The organism is Pelobium manganitolerans (assembly GCF_003609575.1).
Taxonomy (GTDB): Bacteria; Bacteroidota; Bacteroidia; order Sphingobacteriales; family Sphingobacteriaceae; genus Pseudopedobacter; species Pseudopedobacter manganitolerans.
The window spans coordinates 17,181-43,948 of the sequence record NZ_MBTA01000004.1; the positions used below are offsets into that span (position 1 = coordinate 17,181).

Annotated in this window: 27 protein-coding genes; 17 read left to right on the forward strand and 10 right to left on the reverse strand. The window is 40.3% G+C overall.

The features are described 5' to 3' along the window. Nucleotides 1–243: 243 nt before the first annotated feature. Complete coding sequence (locus BCY91_RS04095; RefSeq protein ID WP_120180753.1) at nt 244–534, reverse strand: DUF721 domain-containing protein; 291 nt, start codon at nt 532–534, stop codon at nt 244–246. Continuing rightward, entirely contained in the window at nt 521–1,633 is a 1,113-nt protein-coding gene (recF, locus tag BCY91_RS04100; RefSeq protein ID WP_120180754.1) for a DNA replication/repair protein RecF, read from the reverse strand. The genes BCY91_RS04095 and recF overlap by 14 nt, the downstream gene beginning before the upstream one ends. 185 nt (nt 1,634–1,818) lie before the next feature. On the opposite strand from recF, the gene BCY91_RS04105 reads away from it, so the two are divergent. The 4 genes from BCY91_RS04105 to ytxJ all read left to right on the forward strand — a co-directional run bounded on the left by BCY91_RS04105 (nt 1,819) and on the right by ytxJ (nt 4,541). After that, nucleotides 1,819–2,493, forward strand: a complete 675-nt coding sequence (locus BCY91_RS04105; RefSeq protein WP_120180755.1) for a tetratricopeptide repeat protein — start codon at nt 1,819–1,821, stop codon at nt 2,491–2,493. Nucleotides 2,494–2,553: 60 nt separating this feature from the next. After that, entirely contained in the window at nt 2,554–3,045 is a 492-nt protein-coding gene (gene ribH / locus BCY91_RS04110) for a 6,7-dimethyl-8-ribityllumazine synthase (RefSeq protein WP_120180756.1), read from the forward strand. Between the two features lie 432 nt (nt 3,046–3,477). After that, a complete protein-coding gene (locus BCY91_RS04115; protein ID WP_120180757.1) occupies nt 3,478–4,215 on the forward strand; it encodes a DUF6503 family protein in 738 nt (245 codons plus the stop codon). After that, complete coding sequence (gene ytxJ / locus BCY91_RS04120) at nt 4,212–4,541, forward strand: bacillithiol system redox-active protein YtxJ (protein ID WP_120180758.1); 330 nt, start codon at nt 4,212–4,214, stop codon at nt 4,539–4,541. Before BCY91_RS04115 ends, ytxJ begins: the two co-directional genes overlap by 4 nt. Here the strand turns inward: ytxJ and BCY91_RS04125 are convergent. The 6 genes from BCY91_RS04125 to BCY91_RS04150 are packed head-to-tail and all read right to left on the reverse strand — an operon-like array spanning nt 4,538 to nt 9,285. Beyond that, nucleotides 4,538–5,605, reverse strand: coding sequence for a DUF2157 domain-containing protein (locus tag BCY91_RS04125; protein ID WP_120180759.1), 1,068 nt, complete (start codon nt 5,603–5,605; stop codon nt 4,538–4,540). The genes ytxJ and BCY91_RS04125 overlap by 4 nt on opposite strands. Nucleotides 5,606–5,627: 22 nt before the next feature. Beyond that, nucleotides 5,628–6,629 carry a bifunctional riboflavin kinase/FAD synthetase gene (locus BCY91_RS04130; protein ID WP_120180760.1) on the reverse strand — a complete coding sequence of 334 codons (1,002 nt, stop codon included), beginning with the start codon at nt 6,627–6,629 and terminating at the stop codon, nt 5,628–5,630. Nucleotides 6,630–6,643: 14 nt separating this feature from the next. After that, the gene (truB, locus tag BCY91_RS04135) at nt 6,644–7,372 is read right to left on the reverse strand and encodes a tRNA pseudouridine(55) synthase TruB (RefSeq protein ID WP_120180761.1); all 729 of its coding nucleotides are present in this window, start codon (nt 7,370–7,372) and stop codon (nt 6,644–6,646) included. A 3-nt stretch (nt 7,373–7,375) separates the two neighbouring features. Then, nucleotides 7,376–8,170 (reverse strand): undecaprenyl-diphosphate phosphatase, encoded by a 795-nt coding sequence (locus tag BCY91_RS04140; RefSeq protein ID WP_120180762.1) that lies wholly within the window; start codon nt 8,168–8,170, stop codon nt 7,376–7,378. Between the two features lie 5 nt (nt 8,171–8,175). Beyond that, complete coding sequence (locus BCY91_RS04145) at nt 8,176–8,403, reverse strand: DUF3098 domain-containing protein (protein ID WP_120180763.1); 228 nt, start codon at nt 8,401–8,403, stop codon at nt 8,176–8,178. Between the two features lie 3 nt (nt 8,404–8,406). Then, nucleotides 8,407–9,285 carry a cell division protein FtsX gene (locus tag BCY91_RS04150; RefSeq protein WP_120180764.1) on the reverse strand — a complete coding sequence of 293 codons (879 nt, stop codon included), beginning with the start codon at nt 9,283–9,285 and terminating at the stop codon, nt 8,407–8,409. Between the two features lie 279 nt (nt 9,286–9,564). Here BCY91_RS04150 and BCY91_RS04155 point away from each other — a divergent pair, with 279 nt between their 5' ends. The 3 genes from BCY91_RS04155 (at nt 9,565) to gnd (ending at nt 12,217) form a co-directional block, all read left to right on the forward strand. Further along, on the forward strand, nt 9,565–10,101 hold the full coding sequence (locus BCY91_RS04155) for a YciE/YciF ferroxidase family protein (protein ID WP_120180765.1): 537 nt from the start codon (nt 9,565–9,567) through the stop codon (nt 10,099–10,101). A gap of 76 nt (nt 10,102–10,177) precedes the next feature. Beyond that, nucleotides 10,178–10,591: an organic hydroperoxide resistance protein gene (locus tag BCY91_RS04160; protein WP_120180766.1), complete on the forward strand. Its 414-nt coding sequence runs from the start codon at nt 10,178–10,180 to the stop codon at nt 10,589–10,591. A gap of 171 nt (nt 10,592–10,762) precedes the next feature. Beyond that, nucleotides 10,763–12,217 (forward strand): decarboxylating NADP(+)-dependent phosphogluconate dehydrogenase, encoded by a 1,455-nt coding sequence (gnd, locus tag BCY91_RS04165; RefSeq protein WP_120180767.1) that lies wholly within the window; start codon nt 10,763–10,765, stop codon nt 12,215–12,217. A gap of 71 nt (nt 12,218–12,288) precedes the next feature. Here the strand turns inward: gnd and BCY91_RS04170 are convergent, their stop codons facing one another. Both BCY91_RS04170 and BCY91_RS04175 read right to left on the reverse strand, forming a co-directional pair. Next, nucleotides 12,289–13,617, reverse strand: a complete 1,329-nt coding sequence (locus BCY91_RS04170) for an SGNH/GDSL hydrolase family protein (protein ID WP_120180768.1) — start codon at nt 13,615–13,617, stop codon at nt 12,289–12,291. 62 nt (nt 13,618–13,679) lie between these two features. Next, nucleotides 13,680–14,900 (reverse strand): OmpP1/FadL family transporter, encoded by a 1,221-nt coding sequence (locus tag BCY91_RS04175; protein WP_245988999.1) that lies wholly within the window; start codon nt 14,898–14,900, stop codon nt 13,680–13,682. 327 nt (nt 14,901–15,227) lie between these two features. Here BCY91_RS04175 and atpD point away from each other — a divergent pair, with 327 nt between their 5' ends. From atpD to BCY91_RS04230, 10 genes are all read left to right on the forward strand, one after another. Then, on the forward strand, nt 15,228–16,736 hold the full coding sequence (atpD, locus tag BCY91_RS04180; RefSeq protein ID WP_120180770.1) for a F0F1 ATP synthase subunit beta: 1,509 nt from the start codon (nt 15,228–15,230) through the stop codon (nt 16,734–16,736). A gap of 86 nt (nt 16,737–16,822) precedes the next feature. After that, a complete protein-coding gene (gene atpC, locus BCY91_RS04185) occupies nt 16,823–17,071 on the forward strand; it encodes an ATP synthase F1 subunit epsilon (protein ID WP_120180771.1) in 249 nt (82 codons plus the stop codon). A gap of 502 nt (nt 17,072–17,573) precedes the next feature. Further along, the gene (locus tag BCY91_RS04195) at nt 17,574–18,464 is read left to right on the forward strand and encodes an aminotransferase class IV (RefSeq protein WP_120180773.1); all 891 of its coding nucleotides are present in this window, start codon (nt 17,574–17,576) and stop codon (nt 18,462–18,464) included. Then, nucleotides 18,464–20,143: a dihydroxy-acid dehydratase gene (gene ilvD / locus BCY91_RS04200; protein WP_120180774.1), complete on the forward strand. Its 1,680-nt coding sequence runs from the start codon at nt 18,464–18,466 to the stop codon at nt 20,141–20,143. Before BCY91_RS04195 ends, ilvD begins: the two co-directional genes overlap by 1 nt. 6 nt (nt 20,144–20,149) lie before the next feature. After that, the gene (locus BCY91_RS04205; RefSeq protein WP_120180775.1) at nt 20,150–20,725 is read left to right on the forward strand and encodes an ORF6N domain-containing protein; all 576 of its coding nucleotides are present in this window, start codon (nt 20,150–20,152) and stop codon (nt 20,723–20,725) included. Nucleotides 20,726–20,732: 7 nt separating this feature from the next. Beyond that, entirely contained in the window at nt 20,733–22,478 is a 1,746-nt protein-coding gene (gene ilvB, locus BCY91_RS04210; protein WP_120180776.1) for a biosynthetic-type acetolactate synthase large subunit, read from the forward strand. A gap of 34 nt (nt 22,479–22,512) precedes the next feature. Further along, nucleotides 22,513–23,115: an acetolactate synthase small subunit gene (ilvN, locus tag BCY91_RS04215; RefSeq protein WP_182995301.1), complete on the forward strand. Its 603-nt coding sequence runs from the start codon at nt 22,513–22,515 to the stop codon at nt 23,113–23,115. A gap of 1 nt (nt 23,116) precedes the next feature. Next, nucleotides 23,117–23,587: a DinB family protein gene (locus BCY91_RS04220; RefSeq protein WP_120180777.1), complete on the forward strand. Its 471-nt coding sequence runs from the start codon at nt 23,117–23,119 to the stop codon at nt 23,585–23,587. Nucleotides 23,588–23,616: 29 nt separating this feature from the next. After that, the gene (gene ilvC, locus BCY91_RS04225) at nt 23,617–25,098 is read left to right on the forward strand and encodes a ketol-acid reductoisomerase (protein ID WP_120180778.1); all 1,482 of its coding nucleotides are present in this window, start codon (nt 23,617–23,619) and stop codon (nt 25,096–25,098) included. 95 nt (nt 25,099–25,193) lie between these two features. Beyond that, nucleotides 25,194–26,768 (forward strand): ATP-binding cassette domain-containing protein, encoded by a 1,575-nt coding sequence (locus BCY91_RS04230; RefSeq protein WP_317124675.1) that lies wholly within the window; start codon nt 25,194–25,196, stop codon nt 26,766–26,768.

The following is a 26,768-nucleotide window of genomic DNA, read 5'->3' on the forward strand; positions in this document are numbered from 1 at the left end:
ATTAATGAAACCAATATCACAGATTACCCCCTATGGGGGAATTTTTATTTGTAGATAGGGGTACAAAAAAGGGTAAAGTAATAATATACCTTACCCAATTATTTAGTAGATTTGCATTAATGATTTACAAGGTAATCAAATGAAAGCGAGTGCAGTAATCACCATTACTAAATCGTTACCGATAGAGTTTTCACTCTTGTAAACTACTCTTTATTAGCCGCTTTGGGCTTTACTAATTTTTTTTTATAAAAAAACAATTTCACCTACCACCGCAGCGCCTGCTTTCTCATTCAAATTAGTCAAAATCTGTTCGCGCATCATCACCAGTTGGTTTTTTACTACTGAAGATTCTATCCTAACAAATAATTTTTTATCCCGGATAAAAATCTCTTTGGTTCGGTTAGCAACAGCTTTTCCAACAACGCTTTCCCAAGATTCCACAGCCTGCGTTTCGTCAAATTTGTTTTTTAGACGGTAAACCTTCAGCATTTGCTCCATCGCCTCTTTCAAAGTTTTATCGTTATTTCTGCTCATGCTGTACTGCGCTATCGTTTATTTCGAACAAATTTAGCTCAACTTTTATGTTTTCAAACACTTGTTTCACCCTTTGCCGATTGGTATCTGTAATAAACAATTGCCCAAAATTGTCCTGAGATACCATCTTCATCAATTTGTTAATTCGTAAATCGTCTAATTTGTCAAAAATATCATCCAGTAAAAGCATCGGCTTAAAGCCTTTGTGTTGATAAATGAAACTGTACATGGCCAGCTTAAGTGCAATCAGAAAAGATTTTTGTTGCCCTTGCGAACCAAATTTTTTCAGTGGCATTTCTTCATGTACATGAAAAAGCAGATCATCACGATGTATGCCCTGCGAAGTACGTTGCAAAACGCGGTCTTTTTCGGTGTTTTCCTTTAACAAGCTCGCAAAGTCTTTGCTTAAAAGAGGCGAATCGTAGGTTAACTTAACGCTTTCTGCGCCTTCGGTTAGGTATTGGTAATGCTGGTCAAAAACAGGCGTAAAATCTTCCATAAAAGCACGTCTCGCTTCAAAAATTTTATTTCCAGCGCTAATGAGCTGCTCGTCAAAAATCTCCAATAATGTAGGGTCGTACCGGCCACTGTCAGCAATCTGCTTTAAAAGCGCATTTCTGTTTAGCAAACTTTTGTTGTAGACAATTAGGTTGTCAAGGTAACGGCTGTCAATTAAAGAAATCACGGTATCCATAAACTTGCGCCGTTCTTCGCTGCCCTCTAAAATCAAAGAAATATCGTTGGGTGATATCATCACCAAAGGAAACAGTCCGATATGATCGGCAAGCCTTTGATATTCTTTTTTGTTGCGTTTAAACTGCTTTTTTTGGTTTTTCTTAACACCGCAGGCAATAAGTTCATCTGCATCGTTTTTATTAAAAACACCCTGAAGCATAAAAAGATCACGGTCTTTTTTTATTTGCTGGCTATCTATGGGGTTAAAATAGCTTTTGCAAAGCGATAAGTAATGTATGGCGTCTAACAGATTTGTTTTGCCTGCGCCGTTATTTCCGGTAAAAGCGTTTGCGCCGTCAATAAAGCTTAGCTCGGCTTCGTCGTAATTCTTAAAATTTACAAGGCTAATCTGTTTTAGATACATAAGACAAAGTTAAAAAATCCAATTGTTCTTTTGACTTTGTTATAATTTGGCGCCATTTATTAGGCTTTAAAGCAGTTTATTAGCCTTCTAAAGCACTTTATCAACTCCGCATAACAATATTTGAAATAAGTGGTTGTTGTTTTTAAAAAAAACCTATTTTTGCAAATCTTAATAAAATTTCTAAAATGTCGAACGCACAGAAAGATCAAACAATTACGCAACCGTCATCAATTGGTAAAACGAGTTTTTTTATTCAGGAAAACAAAAAAAGCCTGATTGTTATTGCTGCTACAATTGTTGGATTGATAGTTTTGTTTTTTGCTTATCAGAAACTTTATTTGGCTCCTCGCGAAACTGAAGCTGTAAACCAAATGTTTAAAGCGCAGCAATATTGGGAGCAAAAAAACTGGGACAAAGCAATCAAAGGTGATGGTAATTTCCCCGGTTTCGAGTCGATTATAGAAAACTATGATAATACCAAATCTGCAAACTTGGCCTATTACTATTTAGGTATCGCTTATTTAAACAAAGGCGAATTTCAGAAAGCTGCAGAGAATTTGACAAAATATAACGGTTCTGATGCTATTTTGGCTCCAGAAGCATTAGGTGCGGCCGGCGATGCTTATGTAGAGCTTAAAGATTACGACCAAGCAATTACATTTTATAAAAAGGCTACTGCTAAAGGCGATAATTTGTTTGCGGCGCCAATTTATCTGAAGAAATTAGGCTTAGTTTACGAAGAGCAAAAAGATTATAAAGCTGCTGTTGACGCCTATAATAAAATCAAAAAGGATTATCCGGAAAGCGCAGTAGCAACAACTATTGACATGTACATTGCGCGGGCTCAAGGCAAATTGTAAAATAATAGCACAAAAATTTAGGTTAGTTGTAAAACAGCTAGCCTTTTTTTTATCAATATCATGGCATCTAACCTTAAAAATCTTTCGGATTTTTCGCATACCACCGTACCATCTGGCCAAGCATTCAAGTTTGGAATTATTGTAGCTTCTTGGAATGCACAGGTCACCGGCGCATTATATAAAGGCGCCTATAATTCTTTGCTTAAACATCAAGTTTTAGAAGAAAATATTATTTCTGTTGAAGTAGCCGGAAGCTATGAACTAATTGCCGGCGCAGATTTAATGCTTGCGAAAAAGCAGGTTGATGCCGTAATTTGTTTAGGTTGCGTAATACAAGGTGAAACAAGGCATTTTGATTTTATTTGCGATGCTGTGGCAAACGGCCTGGCAAACGTTGGACTAAAACATACCAAACCAGTTATTTTTGGCGTTTTAACAACCGATAATTTAAACCAAGCTTTGGATAGGGCAGGAGGCAAGCATGGCAACAAAGGTGATGAAGCTGCCATTACTGCGATAAAAATGGCCGATTTAAACACGTCGTTAAGTTAATTAGGCCCATTTAAAAGCAACCTTAACACCTGCGCAACCGTAAGAATGCTTATATTTAGTTAACAATACAAGTTGGCTTAATGATTGCGCAGCTTAATTGCAATTGTTTACAGCAAAAATTTATAAATAAACAGTTCTGTTTTAGCGATAAAATATAGCGGCTGTTTATCGATGTAAAAATATTAGTAATGAAAAAAACAATCTTCATATTGCTCTCTGTGATGATTTTAGGAACTGTTTTGCAATCATGTAGCTCAAAACTGTGTCCGGCCTATAATTCTTATCCAGAAGCACGCGGTAGACGATAAAACGTCTTTAACTCCAATTTAGCTTTAGCGATTTTTCGCTCAGAAATTTAGCCAATAATTCTATGGCTCAATGTCTCTTGAAATGTGGAAGTCATTAGCTATCTTACTATCAAACAAAAAACAGATGAAAAAGCTATTTTTTTACGCCTTATGCGTTGCGGTTTTAAGTTCATGCACTAAGCCGCAAAAAAAAGATCAGGTATTTGAAAAAATATGGAAGGCAACTGGTGGCAAATCAACGTTTGAAAAGAGCAGGTTTTTTGAGTTTGAATTTGCGGTTGAGCGAGATAGAAATAAAACTCCAGGGCGTAAGCACCTTTGGGACCGCTACACCGGCGACTACCGCTTAGAGAGCGTTGATGCAAGCGGCGCCAAAACTGTAACTTTATTTAACGTAAATACTAAGCAAGGAAAAGCATTTGTTAATGGCGTAGCCCTAGATAACGAACAAACCAGCCAAGCCATACAAACAGCTTATGCCAAGTTTATCAATGACAGCTATTGGCTGATGGTTCCGTTAAAACTGCAAGATGAGGGTGTTAACACTGAACTTGCGCCCGATACAGCCATAAACGACGTGAAATGCAACGTTATCCATTTAAATTTTGATAAAGTAGGCTTAACACCTGGCGATCAATATTGGTTATTTGTAAACGATAACACAGGCGAAGTTGTGCAGTGGACGTTTTTATTGCAGCACCAACAAAAACCGGCTACGTTTACGTGGGCACCTTACCAGGATTTGGGCGGAGGCTTGAAGCTTTCTACCAAAAAAATAAATACCGATGGCAAAACCACAATTTATTACCCTGTGGCAAACGTTTTGACAGAGGTAGATAAGACTAAATTTACACAACCATGAATTGGATACAGTTAGACAGTTTAAACCAGTTACAAGATATTAAAGCCGAAAAAGGTTACCACATTATATTTAAGCATAGCACGCGCTGCTCTATCAGTATGATGGCTAAAAAACGTGTAGATATGGATTTGAACGAGCTTCCAGAGCAGGTTAAACCCTATTTTTTAGATTTACTGGCTCACCGGGAGATTTCTAATCAGATTGCCGAGGTTTTTAGCGTACACCACGAGTCGCCACAGCTTTTATTGATTAAAGATGGCGAGTGTATCTTGGACCAATCGCACGGTGATATTTCTATTGACGAAGTACTGGAAATGGTAAACTAAAATTCGTCATTGTTTTTTTTAGCCGATTGTGCTTTCAAAAATTCTAAATTCCAGATGGTTTCTGCCTTGCGGCCAACCAGCCAAAAAGAAAGTGCAAGCACGCTAAAAAACACAGCTTTGTGCCATGAATCCCAAAAATATTCGAAAAAGCGGGTGTAAAGGTTGATGATTAAAAAGGTCGCGCCGAACTCGCGAGCCATCTCGTCTTTAAATTTAAAGCCCAAATATCCGGTGATGATACAAATAACTACAGAAAGTAAAGCCCAAGGATAAAGGCTTAATTGCGAAACTTTGTACCAATCATCAATGCGGCCAAAATTGCCAAAAATGGATAGCAACCATAGGGCAGAAAAGCCGTAGAACATGCCAATAAAGTAAGTAGCTTTTTGAAAGGTTTGTAAAGGTGGCGACCACTTTTTAAACTTTGCTATCGCGATAAGCAGCGCTCCAAAACAAACAAAGCGTAAAGGGAAATTCATCCCTAAAAAATAAAAATTAGCTCTGCTGAGGTAGCTGGTTTCTGTGCCAAACCAAGCTCCCAAAGAAAACAGTGCGAAACACCAAATCAACTTTGAGCGGAAGTAGAAGCCTAAAAATCCGTAAATAGGTACTGCAATTAAAAACAATAATGCATAATTCTCTGAATCTTTGTTCACTGTTTTGCCAAAGTAAGCCAAGGCGTTGGCAATCAATAAAACGCTAGCCAAAAGCATAGCTTCGTTACTAAAAATCTGCTGTGCTTTGTTTTTCCGCCTTTTGTTACCTATCCATAAAAAATAACTAGCTAAAGCCAAAGAAATTAGTGCAATAACAATATTAGGTGTGTTGTAAAGAGAAGCCAGTAAGCGCGAAAGTTGCTTGTCCAGCAATAAAGAACCTAGCGCAAAAACACCACAGGCCAAAGAAATATAAATGGCGTACTGTGCAAGCTTTTGCCAATCGAAGCCCTTAACGCTAAAGCTGTTTTGTAGTTCTGCAGCTTTATCTTTGCTTAGTAAACCCTCGCGTTCCCAGCGCTCAATTGTTTCTTTTAAAAACGTTGCTTTGTCGCCATCAATCTTCATTAGCAATAAAGATAAAATAAACTTAGCCCCGGGCAAAGTAGCGTATGGTGTCTTTTTTATCTTCGGCCAATTGTGTTTTAAGTTGTTCTAAACTGTCAAAACGTATGTCGTGGCGGATGAAGTGCAAAAAATTAAGCTGAATGTTTTGATGGTAAATATCCTCGTTGAAATCAAAAATATTGACTTCTATGTTCCGGCTCATCCCGTTAATTGTGGGGCGATGGCCAATGTAGGCCATACCCTGGTAGTGTGGGTGGCTGCCTGCTTTTTTAGCGTTTGCCGGATGGTAAGGGTCATTTACTTGCTGATTTTTGTTTCTGTTGCCTAATAATTCTACGGTGACGGCGTATATGCCATCGGCCGGAATCAGTTTGTAGTTTTCTTCGATAAATAAATTGGCTGTTGGATAGCCCAGCGTACGCCCAATTTGGTCGCCCCTAACTACCTTACCCGATAAGGTAAAAGGATGTCCCATTAATTCTAAGGCAGTGCCAACATCGCCCACGTTTAAAGCATTACGGATGCGGGTAGAAGAAACTGCGGCATCTTTTACATCTTCTTCTGCAATTTCTTTTACAGTATAATTATATGTTGCAGAAAACTGCTTTAGTTCGTTTAACCCCCCGGCGCGGTCTTTCCCAAAGCGGTGATCGTAACCAATTACCATCGTTTTTAGTCCAATTTGCTCAACCAAAACGTTTTTGATGTACGCTTCTGGTGTTTGGTTTGAGAAATCTCGGGTAAACGGAGTAATGATGAGATGATCCACGCCTAAATGGTCCAATATTTCGGCCTTTTCGGCCATGGTGTTAATCATCTTCAGCGCATGATTTTCGGGATTCAAAATCATCCGCGGATGCGGAAAAAATGTTAGAACAACTGTTTCTCCTTTAATCAGCTTTGCGCAATCTGTAAGTTCTTTGATGATTTGCTGGTGGCCTAAATGCACGCCATCAAATGTGCCGATGGTTACCGCCGCGTTTTCTAAGCGGGTAAAATCGTTGATGTGATGATAGACTTGCATGGCAATCGCAACTTTTAACTAAAGTTTTCTTCGGTTTTGATAGTGCGGATGTGGTTAACCAGCTCCATTATCTCAAACGCATTATCTACTTTAAAATTACCGCTTCGGGTCCTTCTTAATTTTTTAAGATAAGCGCCCACACCTAAGGTTTCGCCAAAATCATTTGCCAGCGAGCGGATATAAGTGCCTTTACTGCAAACCACCCTAAAATCAACTTCAGGCAACTCAATCCGCGTAAGTTCAAATTCGGTAATATTTACTTGCCTAGCTTTTAAAGCCACTTCTTCGCCACGGCGCGCTTTTAAATACAAACGTTCACCGTCGACTTTTATGGCCGAGTGGGCTGGCGGAAACTGAGAAATTTGGCCGATAAAATTTTGGCAGTGTGCTTTTAAGGTTTCTTCTGCTAAGTGCGAAACATCTGGTCCGGGTATCACCTCTGTTTCCAAATCATAAGACGGCGTGGTTGCGCCTAAAACAATTGTTCCTGTGTATTCTTTTTCTTCTGCTTGGAAAGTGTCAATTTGTTTGGTGAGCTTGCCGGTGCAGATAATGAGCAAGCCCGTTGCAAGCGGGTCCAATGTGCCGGCATGGCCAACTTTGATTTTTAACGGTTTTAAAGAATTACGCAACTTGCCAACCACGTCAAAAGATGTCCACTTGTAAGGTTTATTAATCAATAGCACTTCGCCAGCGCTAAAATTAAATTTCGGGAAAATTTTATCTTGCTCGCCCTGTTCCATTCACTAAATTACTTTCAGGCTATATCCCGAGAGCACCATTATTACTAAAATGGTCCCAACAATGATACGGTAAATGCCGAATACACGAAAGCCGTGTTTACTAAGGTAGTCTATAAAAGTTTTAATGGCTAGCAAGGCCACAAAGAAGCCGATTACGTTACCTATCAGCAGTAGGTTAATTTCTTGCGAGTTGATGACGTGGCCGTCTTTATAAAAGTCGTACAGTTTTTTTGCGGTGGCCGCAAACATGGTTGGGACGGCTAAAAAGAAAGAAAACTCGGCCGCGGCCTTGCGTGTTAACTTTTTGGCCATTCCGCCAACTATGGAAGCACCCGAGCGCGAAACGCCGGGAATCATCGCAATACATTGGAAAACGCCAATTTTTAAAGCGGTTAAATAACTGATTTCATCCGTATCGTCAATAGTGCCTTTATTAAACCATTTATCTACAAACAGCAAAATAATACCGCCTAATACTAAAGAGATGCCCACGGTTAATGGGCTTTCTAAAAGCTCGTCTATTTTATCGCTAAAAAGCAAACCGAAAATTACCGCCGGAATAAAGGCTACAAACAGTTTAAAATAAAAGTGAACAGACCTAAAAAAGCGCTTGTAGTACAAAACCACCACAGAAAGTATAGTGCCCAGTTGTATGGCAACGGTAAAAAGTTTCACAAAATTGTCCGACTGGATGCCCATCAACGATGAAGCAATAATCATATGTCCGGTAGATGAAACTGGCAAAAACTCTGTAAGGCCTTCTATTATGGCCAGTACAATAACCTCAAAAATATTCATCTAAATTATTCTGCCGATCGTTTCTTTAATATTGCGAAGAAGCCCAAAGCAAAACCGCCTATTACAACAATTGGGGCAAGTACAATTTTGCGGAAACTGTAAATGTCGGTTTCGCCGCTCATTAAAGCAAAGCCAATAAAAACAACGGCAATGCTGGCAATCATTAAAATGTAGTTTTGTTTCTGAAAAACAAACTGCACGTTATTGTTAGGGTTAACAGGTTTTTGTGCCATTTATTAACGGTATAAATCGTAAACTTTCAATTTTAAATATTTGGTGACAGCGAAATAAGTGCTTAAGCCCGAAATTAATATTCCAACACCAATAACGCCTAAAAACACCAGTCCAAACTCGTAGTAATTGGTTAAGATAACCAGCTCAGGAATTTGTTGTTGGGCAAAGTAAAGCGTAAGCACCAGTAAAATTACTGCAATTAACCCGGCTATAAAGCCATGCAAAATACCGTAATTGATAAACGGACGTCTGATGAAACTGCGCGTAGCACCCACCAATTGCATACTCTTAATTAAGAAACGTTGCGAATAAATGGCCAAACGAATAGTGTTGTTAATTAAGCCAACGGCAATAATCAGCAATACAAAGCCAAACCCTAAAATTACTATAGAAATAGTTTTGATGTTTTGATTGATCATATCTACCAAAGATTTTTGATAGCGGACCTCATTAATCATTGGGTTTTTACGCAGGTTTTTGCTTAAAATCTCGATGCTTTCGTTATTCGCATAATCAGCCTTCATGTACACATCAATGGTAGAAAGCAAGGGGTTGTAGCCTAAAAATTTGATAAAATCTTCACCTAAATCTTTGGTAAGGTTGCGTGCCGCTATCTCTTTGCTAATGTACTGCGTAGATTTTACGTAGTTGTTTTTCTCGATTTGCTTTTGTAGCTGTAAAATATCTACTTCCTTAGTGCCTTCGTTTATAATTACGTTTAGCACGATGTTTTCTTTCACGTAATTAGAAAGCTTGCGCCCGTGAACAATGATGAGGCCCAATAAACCTACCATCAACAATACCAATGAAATGCTGATTACCGTAGAAACATAAATGGTTTTAGTTTTTTTGGATGCTCGGCTGTCTTCAAATTCTTCCATAAAACGGGTTGATTAGTTTGCGAAAATAATAAACCTAATTTTAATATAAGCATTGTAGCCATATTTAACAATTTTTTACAACCGGAGTGGGTTAGTTTATTCACTTTCAAACAAGCTTTTAGTTGAGAGGTTGTTTAACCTAAAAGCTAAAAACAACTACCGAGGTAAACAGTTTTTTGCATAGTATTTCAATTGAAAAATTACTGCGTCAGAAATAAAGGTTTGGCATTGTGCTTGTTTTGAGGAACACATCTATTAACATCTATAAATAAAAACACCATGGCAACAACAAAAAAAACAGCAAACCTGACAGAGGAAATGAAAAATTCGGAAATGCACCAGTTTTTCTTGGATGAATTGAAAGATATTTACTGGGCCGAAACGCATTTGGCAAAATCGCTTCCGAAGATGAAAAAAGCAGCAACCAGCGATGAGTTAGCCAAAGCTTTTGACAAACACACCAAAGAAACCGAACAGCACATTGAAACTTTGGAACAGGTTTTTGAGCTTTTAGAAGAAAAAGCAAAAGGGAAAAAATGCGATGCAATGGAAGGCTTGCTTTCCGAGGCCGAAGAAATCATTAGCGATACCGATAAAGGTACTTCAGTGAGAGATGCCGGGTTAATTTTAGCTGCCCAAAAAGTAGAGCACTACGAAATTGCAACTTACGGTACCTTGCGCGTATTTGCTAAAACAATGGGACATAAAGAAGTTTATGACCTTTTAAGTAAAACCTTAGAGAACGAGAAAGCAACAGACGTAGCGTTAACAAAAATTGCCGAGGGCTTTGTAAACAAAGAAGCCGCAGCAGAATAGTTTGTTTTACCTATGAAAAACGTGGCCGGCTTCAGTTGAGGCCGGCTTTTTTTTGTAAATATAAATTTAATAGATCATGGAAAAATTGTATACCGCGGTGGTAACCGCAAAAGGTGGAAGAGATGGCCATATTCGCTCTTCGGACGGTGTAATTGATATGGATATGCGCAAACCAAAAGCGATGGGAGGCGAAGAAGGATATGCAAACCCCGAATTGTTATTTGCCGGCGCTTGGGGCAGTTGCTATTTAGGCGCTTTGGGGAGTGTAGGCAAAAGAGATGGCGTGGATGTGAGCAGTGCTACTGCCGAAGTCCACATCAGTTTTAACCAAGAAGGCGAGAGCAGTTTTCAGCTATCTGCAGAGCTTCGGGTACATATCCCCGGTGTAGATTTAGAAAAGGCACAAAAGCTGGCCGATACCGCACATAAAGGTTGTCCTTACTCAAAAGCAACCCGAAATAATATTGATACGGTGATTAAGGCGGTGTAAACGCTAACATTTGAGTACCAACGCATTTATAATTGTTCCGTTTAAGGAAATTAATTATCGATTTTTATGTCTTTTATAAAATGTATCCTTAGATTTGGCATTTTATAAAATGCGTTGGTTAATTAGTCAACAGCTAAGCATCCGTAATAAATTGTCAATCCAAAATAAATAATGAAAGCAGTATCTGATATTGGCGTAATTGGTATCGCCGTAATGGGCGAGAACTTAATTTTAAACATGGAAAGCAAAGGCTTTCATGTAAGTGCTTTTAACCGTACCGTTGATAAGGTGGAAAACTTTGTTGCCGGCCGTGCAAAAGGCAAAAACATTTATGGCGCACACTCTTTAGAAGATTTTGTGGCATCGCTAAAAAGCCCACGTAAAGTAATGTTGATGGTGAAAGCAGGCAAACCTGTTGATGCTTTTATTGATCTGTTAGTTCCTCTACTTTCTCCGGGCGATATCATTATTGATGGCGGCAACTCGCATTTCCCAGACACCGAACGACGTGTGAAATACGTAGAAAGCAAAGGTCTTTTATTTATTGGTACCGGAGTTTCGGGTGGCGAAGAAGGTGCTTTGTTGGGTCCGTCTATCATGCCGGGCGGTTCTAAAGCAGCCTGGCCGGCAGTAAAGCCAATTTTCCAAGGTATTGCGGCTAAAGTTGATGACGGCTCTCCTTGTTGCGATTGGGTAGGCGATGGCGGTGCGGGCCATTTTGTGAAAATGGTTCACAACGGTATAGAGTACGGCGATATGCAGCTGATCAACGAGGTGTATCAGATTATGAAAGACGTTTTAAAAATGTCTGCGGATGAGATGCACCAAGTTTTTAAAGAATGGAATGAGGGCGAATTGGATAGCTACCTGATTGAGATTACCAGAGATATTTTAGCTTTCAGAGATGAAGACGGACAACCATTGGTAGATAAAATTTTAGATACTGCCATGCAAAAAGGTACCGGTAAATGGACGGGTACAGTTGCTTTAGAATTAGGCATTCCGCTGACGTTGATTACCGAATCTGTGTTTTCTAGATGTTTATCTGCTTTGAAGGACGAGCGTGTTGCTGCTTCTAAAATTTTAAGCGGACCAACTCCTTCTTTCTCTGGTGATAAACAAGCCATGTTGAACGATTTGCGCGATGCGCTTTACGCCGCGAAAGTGGTTTCTTATGCACAAGGTTACCAAATGATGAAAGCTGCGGCTGCAGAGTACGGCTGGAACTTGAATTACGGTGCTATTGCATTGATGTGGAGAGGCGGCTGTATCATCAGATCCAAATTCTTAGGAAACATTAAAGAAGCTTTTGATAAAAACCCAGATTTAGCCAACTTATTGCTAGATCCGTTTTTTGCAGAAAAAATGATTGCGCACCAAGCAGGTTGGAGACGTGTTATCGCCGCGGCTGTGATGGACGGTATTCCAACGCCATGCTTAAGTGCAGGTTTAAACTTTTACGATGGTTACCGCACAGAGCGCTTGCCAGCAAATTTACTACAAGCGCAACGCGATTACTTTGGTGCGCACACTTACGAGCGTATTGACAAACCAAGAGGTCAGTTTTTCCATACCAACTGGACCGGTAGAGGAGGCGAAACCGCGTCAACTACATACGAGGTTTAATAATAACTTTCAATAAAAAAAGGCTTCCCGAATATTTTTCGGGAAGCCTTTTTTTATGCACTCAGCTCCGCTTATGGGAATTTTACGGCACGATAATCTGCTATTGGTGCCAATGGAATTGTTGAGCCATATTTAGCATTAATTGCTTTTATAAATTCATTAGCTACAATAGCATAGCCTTTTGGCGTTAAATGCACGCCGTCTAAAGAAAAAGCGTTTCCGGTAATAAAAGCCGAACTGATGTTTACCCCGTCAATAAATACGCCGGTGTAGCTTTGTCCGTTGTCTGTGTGCTTAACATTTAAAGTATTTAAAAATGTATAAGCATCAAAAACAGCTAAACTTTTTGCATTTGCGATGGATTTAATGGTAGCGTTGTAGCTGTTTACATAATCTCTTACCGTAGCAATTTCGGTTTTATCCAAAACATATTTAGATTCTATCGGGTTTAAAGGATGCAAACCGTAAGGGATTTGTGCGGCGTTAGGTTTGCCGAATAAGCCGGTAGAGTTAAAGGTTAAGGTAATTAAATCTTCGTCGGTAGCTGCGCGTGGGCCTGTTGCTGTTTGAATGTAAATTGCCTGCGCCGCTGGGTTAACCTTTTTGGCACCCGCCAACAAAGCCGCTACCGTAACAGTATTTAAAAACGGAATAGCAGAAACATCAGGAATGGTTGCCACTGCGCCCTTTGCGCCGTTTGCCGTTAATTTTGCAATTAGGGCATTGTATAAACCTGCAAACTGATCTTTCGGTGTTAGCGCGTCGCCAACGCCACCGCTGGTGGCATAACCCAAAGCATCATTGTTGCCCAACCAATTGGTAAAAAATGTGAAAGGTTTAGCAGTTGCAAAATCTAGATAGGTAGTGCTGTTTGTTCCTGCTTCTCCGGGAAGTAATCTTTCAAAATAACCATTTAAGTTCCCGTACTGAGCATAAGTAATCTGCTGCAATTTTATACCCGGTACACCGAAGTTGTTAATGTCTCCGCTGTATTTTTTGTATAAGGTGACACTGCCAAATCCAGGCGCGTTAAAAGTTCCTCTAACGGCTGTTTTATCGGTTACGGGCACTAAATTTGGGGTGCCATCGGCATTAAAGCCTGCAAACTTTAAATAACCCGAGCCGTTGCTTTCAGCCTCGTTGAAAAGTGGCTGCTTAAACTCGCCACCGCCCACGCTTTTCATTTGTTTAGCAATTATACTCGGGTAAGAGTTTTGTTGCCCTTCTAAATACAAGCCATTATCGGCATAGCCAGCGGTGAGTGAATTTCCTAAAGCAATGTAGTGCGAAAAATCTGCACTGCCGTTGCTAGCCGTAGGTACCTCAATGTCTGTTTTGCACGCGGAAAAAGACAGTATTAGCGCTGCCAGTAAAAGTTTATAAAGATTAAATTTTTTCATCTTCTTAATATTTTAGTTTTACAAAACCATCAAATCCTAATGACCAATAAGGCCTATATTTATTAAAATTTATAAGATAAGCCGATTCCCGGAATGTACACATGGGTTTTAAACGTACCGGATAAGCCAGTTTCTAAGTTGGTTTGTTTACGCTCATGCACAGCCTCATAAAGGAAAGATAGGTCCACCACAAATTTCTTGGAAACGTTATAACCCAAACCTGCAGAAGCAATAAAGCGATTGGCGTCCGGCGCCTCCGGCGTCACATAACCATCTTTAACTGGTGTAAACGCGTAACCCACGCCCGCTCTTAATGCTAACTTTTCGGTTTGTTGTTGGTTTACGCCCAATTTAATATTGGCGCCGTCGCTATAGTTTCTTGGAGATTTCGTATCTGCAACCCGGGTGTTGTTATCATAATCAAATGATAAATTTTTGTAAACACTCCAGTGTATCCAGTTTACATCTAAAGCCAAAGTTGTTTTTGGCGACGGATAAAATCCGAAGCCAATGCCGGTTGTTGCTGGCAAAGGCAGCTCCGAGTCGAACTTGGTGGGCAGCGTTGCTGCCGGGATACTCGCTGGAAACTCGAATATGGCGTCGCCACCTTTTAGTTTAGTAACTACTTTTGAGCGGTGGGTTACCCCGATGGTAATTCCGGATAAGGTTTTAAAGTACACGCCGGCGTTCCAGCCGTAACCTTCGCCAGTTCCTTTGAGCGTGGCTTTGCTGTCTTGCCCGTTGCTTTGGCTAATAGGCACTGCTTTTTTAAGCTCCACCTCGCCGTGGTTGTACACAAAACCGGCGCCCAAAGAAATGTTATCTGTAAGTTTCACCGAAACCGTAGGCTGAATGTAAATGGCCTTTAAGTCCAAAGAAATTAGAGCATAACGCCCGGACCACTGATCTCCCCAGTTTACCAAGCCGCCAAAGGGCGTGTATGCGCCTATCCCAATTTTGTACTTTCCAGATTTTGGTCCCCACACCGCGTAAGCTTCAAAAGGCGGGGCAATTTCGTTTTTGTTGTTTTCTACCGTTGTTGAGCCGTCTTGTAAAAAGGCCGATTTAAACATAAGTGGACTAACACCTAAGTTAATCTCGTTATCCTTTAGCATCGCCATGGCTCCGGGGTTAAAAAATAAAGTGGCGCCATCCATGGCAGTGCCCACACCCGCACCAGCCATCCCAATTTGTTTTTGCCCCTGCAAGTTTACTTGGAAACCTTGGGCAAAAATGGTAGCAGGCATAACTATGCACGCTCCAAGTAGCAATTTTCTAATCATAAGAATTTCTTTTTGTTAATAATTGGATCTAAACGCTGCCCCGTCGGGAGATAAAATTTATTATGCTAACATAATAAATTTATAAATCAAACGGAAGCAAAAGCTGTAAATATTTTAATGCGTTTTCTCTCAAAAACACATAAAATTTAAGCCAAAAACAGTTGCTTAAGCCGGCTAAATTTTAAGGTTCAAAGCCGGCATAAATTATTGTGGAAGATTTTGAAAATCGATGTTTGTTTTTAACTAATAAAACGTAATTTTGCGAACTCAAATAAGAAAGCCCTAATAGGCTTATAAACAAGGGATTTTAAAAAAATACCATAATTTATGCCAAATATTGGAAAAATAGCGCAGATCATCGGTCCAGTTATCGACGTTAGTTTCTCTGCAGAAGATGCAAAGCTTCCTAAAATCTTTGATGCCCTTATCATCAACAAAGAAAACGGACAGAAAATTGTTTTAGAGGTTCAGCAACATTTAGGCGAAGACCGTGTTAGGGCTGTGGCCATGGATTCTACCGACGGTTTGGTTAGAGGAATGGATGTGGTAGACAGTGGTGCACCTATCAAAATGCCAATTGGCGAAGCTATTAAAGGGCGCGTTTTTAACGTTGTTGGTGAAGCTATCGACGGTATCGAAGATATCGATAACGTAAACGGTAAATCTATCCACAACTTGCCTCCTAAATTTGAAGAGCTTTCTACCGAAAACGAAATCTTATTTACAGGTATCAAAGTAATCGATTTGTTAGAACCTTATGCAAAAGGTGGTAAAATCGGTTTGTTTGGTGGTGCGGGTGTAGGTAAAACGGTATTGATCCAAGAGCTTATCAATAACATCGCCAAAGCTTACGACGGTTTATCTGTGTTTGCAGGTGTGGGCGAGCGTACACGTGAAGGTAACGACCTTTTGCGCGAGATGATTGAAGCCGGAATTATCAAATACGGCGAAGAGTTTAAACATTCCATGGAAGAAGGTGGCTGGGATTTATCTAAGATAGATAAAGAAGAGCTAAAAGACTCTAAAGCTACCTTCGTATTCGGTCAGATGAACGAACCTCCAGGTGCAAGAGCGCGTGTAGCTTTATCTGGCTTAACCATTGCAGAATATTACAGAGACGGTGAAGGCGACGGGCAAGGAAAGGATATCCTTTTCTTTATCGACAACATTTTCCGTTTTACTCAAGCAGGTTCAGAGGTTTCGGCTTTATTAGGTCGTATGCCATCTGCGGTAGGTTACCAGCCAACTTTGGCAACAGAGATGGGTACCATGCAAGAGCGTATCACATCAACTAAAAGAGGATCTATTACATCTGTACAAGCGGTTTACGTGCCTGCGGATGACTTAACCGACCCTGCACCGGCTACAACTTTCGCGCACTTAGATGCAACAACTGTACTTTCGCGTAAAATTGCCGAGTTAGGTATTTACCCAGCTGTGGATCCGTTGGATTCTACTTCTAGAATTTTAACGCCTGTTGTTGTTGGTGATGAGCATTATGATTGCGCACAACGTGTAAAAGAAATTTTGCAGCGCTACAAAGAGTTACAAGATATCATTGCGATTTTGGGTATGGATGAGCTTTCTGAAGAAGATAAGCTAACCGTTTCAAGAGCTAGAAGGGTACAACGTTTCTTGTCTCAGCCGTTCCACGTTGCCGAGCAGTTTACCGGTTTAAAAGGTGTTTTAGTTGATATTAAAGATACCATCAAAGGCTTTAACATGATTATGGCCGGCGAGGTCGACGAATATCCGGAAGCAGCTTTCAACTTGGTAGGAAGCATTGAAGAAGCCATTGAAAAAGGTAAAAAATTATTAGCAGAAGCGAACGCTTAATTTAGAAGTGAGAAGTTAGATGTGAGGTGTGATAAGGAGCTGAATAGGTCTCCAATCTCATATCTCGCATCTCAAATCTAAAAATAATGAATTTAGAAATATTAACACCAGACAAAAAAGTCTTTGAAGGAGAAGTAACTTCGGTTACAGTGCCGGGCGCACAAGGCTCTTTTGAGATTTTAAATAACCACGCGCCAATTATCTCCACCTTAGAAAACGGCAAAGTGGTAGTTAGGGCAAGCGGTCGTGAGCAAAGTTTTTACACTTACGGAGGAGTTGTAGAGGTGATAGACAATAAAGTAATTGTTTTAGCCGAAGGTGTTAAAGAAAACTAGAACTTTTCGAGTTCTAAAAAAAGGAACCAGCGCAAAAAGGCGCTGGTTTTTTTATGCGCTTTTAAAAGCGTATTTTATGAAATATTTTTGTTGCAAAGCTGTTTTTAAGAAGAATTTTAAGCTATTCACCAATTTACTAAAACCTTATACCGAATACCAAATTGATGTTTGGTATAAGGACGTAAAAATTAAATTTTGTATTTTTATATTTAATTAGGTTTTAATTCTTAAATACTGTTTTTTATAAGATTAAAATTTTTTTTAAAACATTTTGTATTTGCTATTGTGGGTTAAAGCTACAAGCGCTATCTTGTTTTTATCAAATAACAAGAAACTTGAACCTGTTTAAAAGATGTTATTAACTGTCACTATTATCCTGATTGTGTTATTGCTGATCATCGGCAACAAACAGAAGGCGTGTGTACTATAATAGCAACAAAAATAAGACAGCGCCTTCCGTTAAAAGAAGGCGTTTTTTTTATAAGTAAATTGTTTAAGGTGTATGGAAAGTTTTAAAAGAGATCAGCTGATTTATAAAGACGGTGTTTTTGTGAAAGCATCTGAAGCCGGTATCGACTTTTTTAGTCAAACCATACACTACGGCTTTGGTGCTTTTGAGGGTTTGCGCTCTTATCAAACCGGTAACGGTGTTAAAATATTTAAAGCTAAAGAGCATTTTAATCGTTTGAAGTTTTCTTGTGCACAAATTAATATGCCCTTTAATTGGGATATTGATCAGTTGATTTTAGACACCTACACTTTATTAGAGCGTATCGGTTTAACTAATGCATATATCCGTCCGATGGTTTTTGCTGGGGCAGATATGTCTATGATCAGTTCTAAAAAAGCGCAATTGATAATCACTGCCTGGAGTTGGGATGCATTTTATGGCGATAAGTTTTTAAAAACATGTATTTCTAAAACAGAGAAGCCAACGCCATCATCTATCCCCATAAATGCAAAAATTACAGGTAACTACATCAACTCTGTTTTGGCCATAACAGATGCAAAAGCACGAGGTTTTGACGAAGCCATATTGGTAGATGTTAACGGTTTCATCAGCGAAACAACTTCTGCCAACGTATATATGGAAAAAGGCGGTAAACTATATACGCCCAAAGCAGATAACGTAATGCCAGGGATCACTCGGGCCACCGTGATGAAAATTGCCGAACAGTTAGAAATAGAAGTGATAGAAAAAGATATCACTGTTGAAGAGTTTAAAAATGCCGATAGCGCTTTCGCCTGCGGAACTGCGGTAGAAATTATCGGTATCAAATCCGTAGATGAGTGCACCTATCCTTTAGCTTTTGATTTAAGTTTAGGGGCAAACATCCAAAGGGTTTATAAAAGCCTTGTTTTAGATAAATTAAGTTTTGAAGTAATCATATAATGGAATTAAATAAATACAGTAAAACAATTACGCAGGATAAAACGCAGCCCGCGTCTCAGGCACAACTTTATGCCATTGGCTTAACAACGGCAGATATGTCGAAGCCGCAGGTTGGTATTGCCAGCATGGGTTACGATGGTAATAACTGTAATATGCACCTAAACGGTTTAGCAGCCGAGGTGAAAAAGGGCGTGTGGCAAAATGGAATGGTAGGCCTTACTTTCCATACCATTGGTGTAAGTGATGGCATAACCAACGGAACTGCCGGTATGCGTTATTCTTTGGTATCAAGAGATATTATTGCAGATTCTATTGAAACGGTTACTGGCGCACATTTTTACGATGGTTTAATTACCGTGCCGGGCTGTGATAAAAATATGCCCGGGTCTTTAATTGCTATGGCGCGTTTAAACCGCCCGTCTATTATGGTTTACGGAGGTTCTATCCACCCGGGCGAGTATAAAGGCGAAGCGCTAAACATTGTTTCTGCTTTTGAAGCTTTGGGTCAAAAACTAGCAGGTAATTTAAGTGACGAGGATTACCAAGGTGTTATTGAACATGCTTGTCCCGGTGCAGGTGCCTGCGGCGGAATGTACACGGCAAACACCATGTCTTCTGCCATTGAAGCTATGGGAATGAGCTTGCCTTACAGCTCATCAAATCCGGCTTTAAGCCAAGAAAAAATAAACGAGTGCCAAGAAGTAGGTAAATACCTAAAAATCCTTTTAGAGAAAGATATAAAACCGAGCGACATTATGACGCGTAAAGCATTTGAAAATGCAATTACCGTGATTATGGTGTTGGGCGGAAGTACCAATGCGGTGTTGCACATGATTGCAATGGCAGATTCGGTTAACTTACCATTGACGCTGAAAGACTTCCAAGATGTGAGCGATAAAATTCCGGTTTTGGCAGATTTAAAGCCAAGCGGTAAATATCTAATGGAAGATCTTCATAATATTGGCGGTGTACCGATGGTGATGAAATATTTGCTGAAACGAGGTTTAATCCACGGTGATTGTTTAACCGTTACCGGAAAAACCATCGCAGAAAACTTAGAAAATGTTCCGGATATCGAGTTTGAGAACCAAAAAATCATTTTCCCTTTAGAGAAGCCAATTAAAGCAACTGGTCACCTACAAATGCTTTACGGTAACGTTGCAAGTGAAGGTTCGGTAGCAAAAATTTCGGGTAAAGAAGGTGAGCGATTTAAAGGAACGGCACGAACATTTAACGGCGAAAGTGAATTGATAGAAGGTATTTCATCTGGCAAAGTTAAAGCTGGCGATGTGGTAGTTATCCGTTACGTGGGACCTAAAGGCGGGCCGGGTATGTCAGAGATGTTAAAACCGACTTCTGCCATTATTGGTGCGGGCCTGGGCTCTTCGGTGGCTTTAATTACAGACGGACGTTTTTCTGGCGGTACACATGGGTTTGTTGTAGGGCACATTGTTCCAGAAGCATACGAAGGCGGAAACATCGCGCTTATCCAAGATGATGATATCATCGAAATTGACGCAATTAATAATACTATAAATGTGCTGGTTTCTGATGAGGAATTAGAGGCTAGAAGAAAAGCTTGGGTACAGCCAGAGCCACCGGTAAAAAGAGGGGTGTTGTACAAATACTTTAAGCTGGTAAGCAACGCCACTAAAGGTTGTATAACCGACGCAGATTAATTTAAAATGCAAATCATTAAAAGCATACAAAGTAGAATATACGAAGTCCGTGGTGAACGGGTAATGCTCGATTTTGATTTGGCGTTTTTATATGAGGTGGAAACTAGAGTTTTAAATCAGGCGGTTAAAAGAAACAGCAAACGTTTTCCGGATGATTTTATGTTCAGATTGACAGCGAAAGAATGGGAAGCTATCCGATCACAACTTGTGCTCGGTTATGAAGATACTGTAAATCCATCATCACAATTTGTGATGATGAATATTCCTTCTAACAGAACCGGAAAATATTTGCCTTACGCTTTCACCGAACAGGGCGTTGCCATGTTAAGTGGTGTGTTAAATAGCGATAAGGCCATCAGCATGAATATAGCGATTATGAGAGCTTTCGTTGATGTAAGGAGAATTTTGATCAAACAAATTGATGTAAAAGATAAATTGGATGAGATTGTAGAACGAGTCGGTGAGCATGATATACAGCTGCACCATTTATATCAGGCTATGGAAAATCTGATTGATGAAAAGGTGGCGAAGAAAAGCTGGGACGAGAGAGAAAGAATTGGTTTCAAAACAAAAAATAAATAAAGAGATTATGGATACTCTTGAAATACAAAAAGATAAAACAGACGCGCAACAAGCTAAAGCAGTAGCTACCTTAACGGGCTCGCAAATTTTGTTGAACGGATTAATTGCAGAAGGGGTAGATACTATTTTTGGTTATCCGGGCGGCGCAATTATGCCTATTTATGATGCCCTATACGATTATAACGATAGGCTAAAACACATTTTAGTACGTCATGAGCAAGGCGCTACCCACGCGGCACAAGGTTATGCGCGTACCTCTGGAAAGGTGGGAGTGGTATTTGCCACAAGTGGTCCGGGCGCCACCAACCTGATTACAGGTTTGGCAGATGCACAGATAGACAGCACACCGATGGTTTGTATTACTGGGCAAGTTTTTGCGCACCTTTTAGGTACCGATGCTTTCCAAGAAACGGACGTAATTAACATCACTACGCCGGTTACCAAATGGAACTACCAGGTAACAGATGCTTCGGAAATTGAAGAAGTTTTGGCAAAAGCATTTTACATTGCTAGCACTGGCAGGCCGGGACCAGTTTTGGTAGATATTACCAAAAATGCACAGATACAAATGGCAGAATATTTTGGTTACCAAAAGTGCGATCATGTTCGTAGCTATAAACCAAAGCCAGAGATCAGAAAATCATACATTGAGCAAGCTGCCGAATTAATTAATAAAGCAGAAAAACCTTTTGTGCTTTTTGGCCAAGGTATTTTGTTAGGAAATGCCGAGCAAGAGTTTAAAGCTTTTGTTGAAAAATCTGGTATCCCATCTGCGTGGACAATTTTGGGCGCGGGCGCTATCCCAACAGATCACCCTTTAAACGTAGGTATGTTGGGCATGCACGGCAACTACGGACCAAATGTTTTAACCAACGAGTGCGACGTGTTAATAGCGATAGGGATGCGTTTTGACGACCGCGTAACTGGCCGTTTAGACAAATACGCTAAGCAAGCAAAAGTTATCCATTTAGATATTGACCCGGCCGAAATCGACAAAAACGTAAAAACTACCGTTCCGGTTTGGGGAGACTGTAAAGAAACTTTGCCGATGCTTACCGAACTGGTTCAGCAAAAAACGCACGATGCCTGGTTGCAAAAGTTCAGAGACTTTGCACAACAAGAAATGGATCAGTGTATTGATGCCGAGATTAACCCTAAAGAAGGAGAGCTTTCTATGGGCGAGGTAATTAACCAATTGAACCAGCTAACCAACGGCGATGCAGTGATTGTTACTGATGTTGGCCAGCACCAAATGGTGGCTTGTCGTTATGCTAAATTCAATAATACGCGTAGCAACATTACCAGCGGCGGTTTAGGAACCATGGGTTTTGCTTTGCCGGCAGCAATAGGAGCCAAATTTGGCGCGCCGGATAAAGATGTTGTTGCCGTAATTGGCGATGGCGGTTTCCAGATGACTCTGCAAGAGTTGGGCACCATCATGCAGTCAAAAGTGGATGTTAAAATCATTATCCTAAACAACCAGTTTTTAGGCATGGTACGCCAGTGGCAAGAGCTTTTTAACGATAAGCGTTATTCTTTTGTGGATATCACCAGCCCAGATTTTGTAGCTTTGGCAAAAAGTTATTACATAGATGGCCAGCGTATTTCTGAGCGCAATCAGGTAAAAGATGCTTTAGCCACCATGCTTGAGCACAAAGGACCTTATTTGTTAGAAATTATGGTTAAAAAAGAAAATAACGTTTTCCCGATGGTGCCACAAGGCTGTAGCGTAAGCGAAATCAGGTTAAAATAAGTCGTTCGTAATTTAAAGATCCAAACCGTTTGAAATGGAATCACAAATTGAAAAACAGGAATATAACATCACAGTTTATACCGAAAACCAAATTGGTTTACTTAACAGAATTGCGATTATCTTTAGCCGCAGAAAGCTTAACATTGAAAGTTTAAACACTTCGCCTTCTGAGGTTAATGGCATACACCGTTTTAATATCGTAATTACCGAAACCGAAGAGGTGGTGCGTAAAGTGGCGCGCCAACTAGAGAAGCAGATTGAGGTTTTGAAGGTGTACTACAACACCAATGCAGATGTAATTTGGCAGGAGATGGCGCTGTACAAAGTGCCAACAGATGTAATTGCAGAGCAAGTAAGTGTTGAGCGTTTATTGCGCGAACATGGCGCCAGAGCGGTAGTAATCCGTAACGATTACACCGTTTTTGAAGCTACCGGTCACCGCGAAGAGACAGATAAATTAGTGGAAGTTTTGCAACAATACGGTTTAATAGAATTTGTAAGAAGCGCCCGCGTAGCAATTATCAAAGCTAGCGATGGTTTCCACTCTAAACTAAAAGAATTTGAACAGCGAGAACCGGGGGATGAAGTGGTGGAAAACCAATATCTAAACAATCGCGACAAAGTATTTACAATGTAATATGGCAAATTCAACTTTTAAATTTATTATACAAGGCCGCGAGGCGTTTATCCGTTTAATTGATACGCTTTCTGTAGAAGAGCTTAACCGCATTCCAGAAGGTTTTAACAACAATATTATCTGGAATTTTGGCCACATCGTGGTAACTACGCCGGCACTTTGCTACGTGCGTAGCGGTTTGTGGGAGAATGCTTCTTCGATAAAATTTTTGGAAGATTTCCAAAAAGGGAGTAAACCTACGCGCCAGATCAGCGAAAGTGAAATTGAAGAGCTGAAGGCTTTGGCGATATCAAGCATAAAAGCTATAGAACAAGATGATGAAAAAGGCGTTTTTAGTGCGGTAAAACCTTTTTCAACATCAACTTACGGTGCAGAAATGGTTAACTTTGATGAGATTTTGATCACCACTTCTGGGCACGATAATATGCACCTTGGCTATGCCTTGGCGCAGAAAAGATTAATCAAACAGTAAAAAACAAAAACATCATAACACATTAAAAAATGGCAAATTATTTTAACACACTACCTCTTAGAGAACAACTGAACCAACTGGGCGTTTGTGATTTTATGGACAATGCTGAGTTTTTAGACGGGGTAGAGGCGCTAAAAGGCAAAAAAATTGTGATTGTTGGTTGCGGTGCACAAGGCCTTAACCAAGGTTTAAACCTAAGAGATAGCGGTTTAGATGTAAGCTACGCCTTACGTAAAGAGGCTATTGAAGCTAAAAGAGATTCTTGGAAAAATGCTACCGAAAACAACTTTAAGGTAGGCACTTACGAGGAGCTGATTCCTAACGCAGATGTGGTAGTTAACTTAACGCCAGATAAACAACATACTTCTGTTGTTAACGCGGTAATGCCTTTGATGAAAAAAGGTGCTACTTTATTGTACTCTCACGGTTTCAATATTGTGGAAGAAGGTATGCAAATCCGTAAGGACCTTACTGTAATTATGGTAGCCCCTAAATGCCCAGGTTCTGAGGTAAGGGCCGAGTATGTTAGAGGTTTTGGTGTTCCAACCTTAATTGCGGTACACCCAGAGAACGACCCTGAAGGCAAAGGTTTGGCACAAGCAAAAGCTTATTGCGTAGGTACCGGCGGCCACAGAGCGGGCGTATTAAAATCATCTTTTGTTGCCGAGGTAAAATCAGATTTGATGGGCGAGCAAACTATCCTTTGCGGATTGTTGCAAACCGGTTCTATCTTATCTTTTGATAAAATGGTTGAAAAAGGCATTGATGCCGGTTACGCTTCAAAATTGGTTCAGTACGGTGTTGAGGTAATTACCGAAGCTTTAAAGCACGGTGGTGTTTCTGGTATGATGGACCGCTTGAGCAACGCTGCTAAATTGAAAGCATTTGAAGTTTCGGAAGAGTTGAAAGACATTATGCGTCCGTTGTTCCAAAAGCACCAGGACGATATCATGAGCGGAGAATTTAGCCGCACCATGATGGAAGACTGGGCAAACGGCGATAAAAACCTTTTAGCGTGGAGAGCCGAAACCGGCGAAACTGCTTTTGAAAAAACTCCGGCTGGCGATGTTAAAATTGGCGAGCAAGAGTATTTTGATAACTATTTACTGATGGTTGCTTTTGTAAGAGCAGGTGTTGAGTTGGCTTTTGAAACGATGGTTGAAGCTGGTATTAAGCCAGAGTCTGCTTACTACGAATCGTTACACGAAACTCCGCTAATTGCAAACACCATTGCACGTAAAAAATTATTTGAGATGAACCGTGTAATTTCTGATACCGCAGAGTACGGTTGTTACCTGTTTGATCAAGCATGTAAACCGCTTTTAGGCGATTTTATGAAAAAAGTGGATGTTGATTTAGTAGGTAAAAACTTCAACGAAGGTAAAGACGGTTCTGTTGATAATGCAGAGTTGGTACGTGTTAACGAAATTTTACGTAACCATCCGGTAGAAATTGTAGGTACTAAATTGCGTAAAGCAATGACCGCAATGAAAGCGATTAAAACGGCTTAAGAAGAAAGCCTCACCCCCTTTTATTCCCCTCTCCAGAGGAGAGGGGAGTAGAGCGGGAATTCAACTTAACAAACAAAGTACGGAGTAGAAAGCAATTGATTAATCAAAGCGATAAGCACTCCCTCTCCTCTGGAGAGGGTTGGGGTAAGGCTACTTCCCTTTCATCCGGAGAGGGACGGAATGAAGTTCTCCATCTATCCAACCTATCTTTCAAACACGGCAAAATCGACGTGTTTTCCAATTTAAATTGGATAGTTAAGAAAGGGGAAAACTGGGCTTTAGGTGGCGTTAGTGGCAGTGGAAAAACAGCTTTAGCTAAAGCCATCATAGGAGATTTGGATGTTGCTGGTAGCGTAGAAACAAATTTTGATTTAACAAGCAGTTTACGTCCGGAAACTTTATACGTAGAAAGCTGGTATCAGTTTAAAAACGTAGAAGGCGTTGCAAATTTTTATTATCAGCAACGTTACACCAGCCAACAGGCAAAAGAAACATTAACCGTAAATGCCGAATTGGCGCATTTTGGCAAAGAAAAGAGCTTAAATCTTAGCGACACAAAAAGCCTAATAAATGCTTTAGGTTTTGCCGAGCTAAGTAACTCGCAACTGATAGAACTTTCAAGTGGCGAGCATAAAAAATTACAGTTGGTTAAGGCTTTGTGGTTGCAGCCGCAATTGCTGATTATAGACCAACCTTACACCGGTTTAGATGCAGCATCGCGCAAAAACCTAAACCGATTGTTAGACAATGCGGCAGAAAAAGGCACTACATTGATATTGATTAGCAATGATGAAGAATTGCCAAGCTGCGTTAACCGTTACGCTGCGATAGCAAACGGAAAACTGAAAATATTAGATAGCGCGCCAAGCTCAGATTTTGCAGAAGCAGATTTGCAGCGCGAACTACCCAAATTTTTAAAGCAGGCGCCGGTTTACCAGTCAGAGCAGATAGCAAAGATGGTAAACGTGAACATCAGCTACGGCAATAAAAAAGTGCTTAAAAATATCAATTGGGAAGTTAAAGCAGGCGAAAAATGGTTATTGCAGGGACATAACGGCTCCGGAAAATCAACTTTGCTGAGTTTAATAAACGGCGATCATCCGCAATCTTATGCCAACGAATTATATTTGTTTGGCAAAAAACGGGGCAGTGGCGAAAGCATTTGGGATATTAAACAGCACATCGGTTTAATTTCGCCCGAGTTTCATTGGTACTTTGATAGCAATGCCACCGTTTGGGAAAGCGTCGCGTCTGGCCTGTACGATTCGGTAGGCTTATTTGCCCGTTTGCCGTACAGCAAAGCCAAACAGGTAGATGAAACAGTTGAATACTTTGGTTTAACAGATTGCAAAAACGAGCGACTGGCAAATTTGCCTTTAGGCAAACAAAGGTTGGTGCTGTTGGCGCGTACCGTAATTAAAAATCCGGAATTGCTCATTTTAGATGAGCCATGCCAAGGTTTAGATAAAGCGCAAACCGAATATTTTAACCATTTAGTAAGCGAGCTGAGCCAACACGGGATGACGATCATTTACGTAGGTCATTTTGAAGCTCAACTGCCAAAGTGCCTCAGCAAAAAACTGGTTTTGTCGCACGGCGAAGTCATAAAAAACGAAAATATAATTAAAGAAGATAAAGCTAAAGATAGCACCGTTACAGTGCAATTTTAA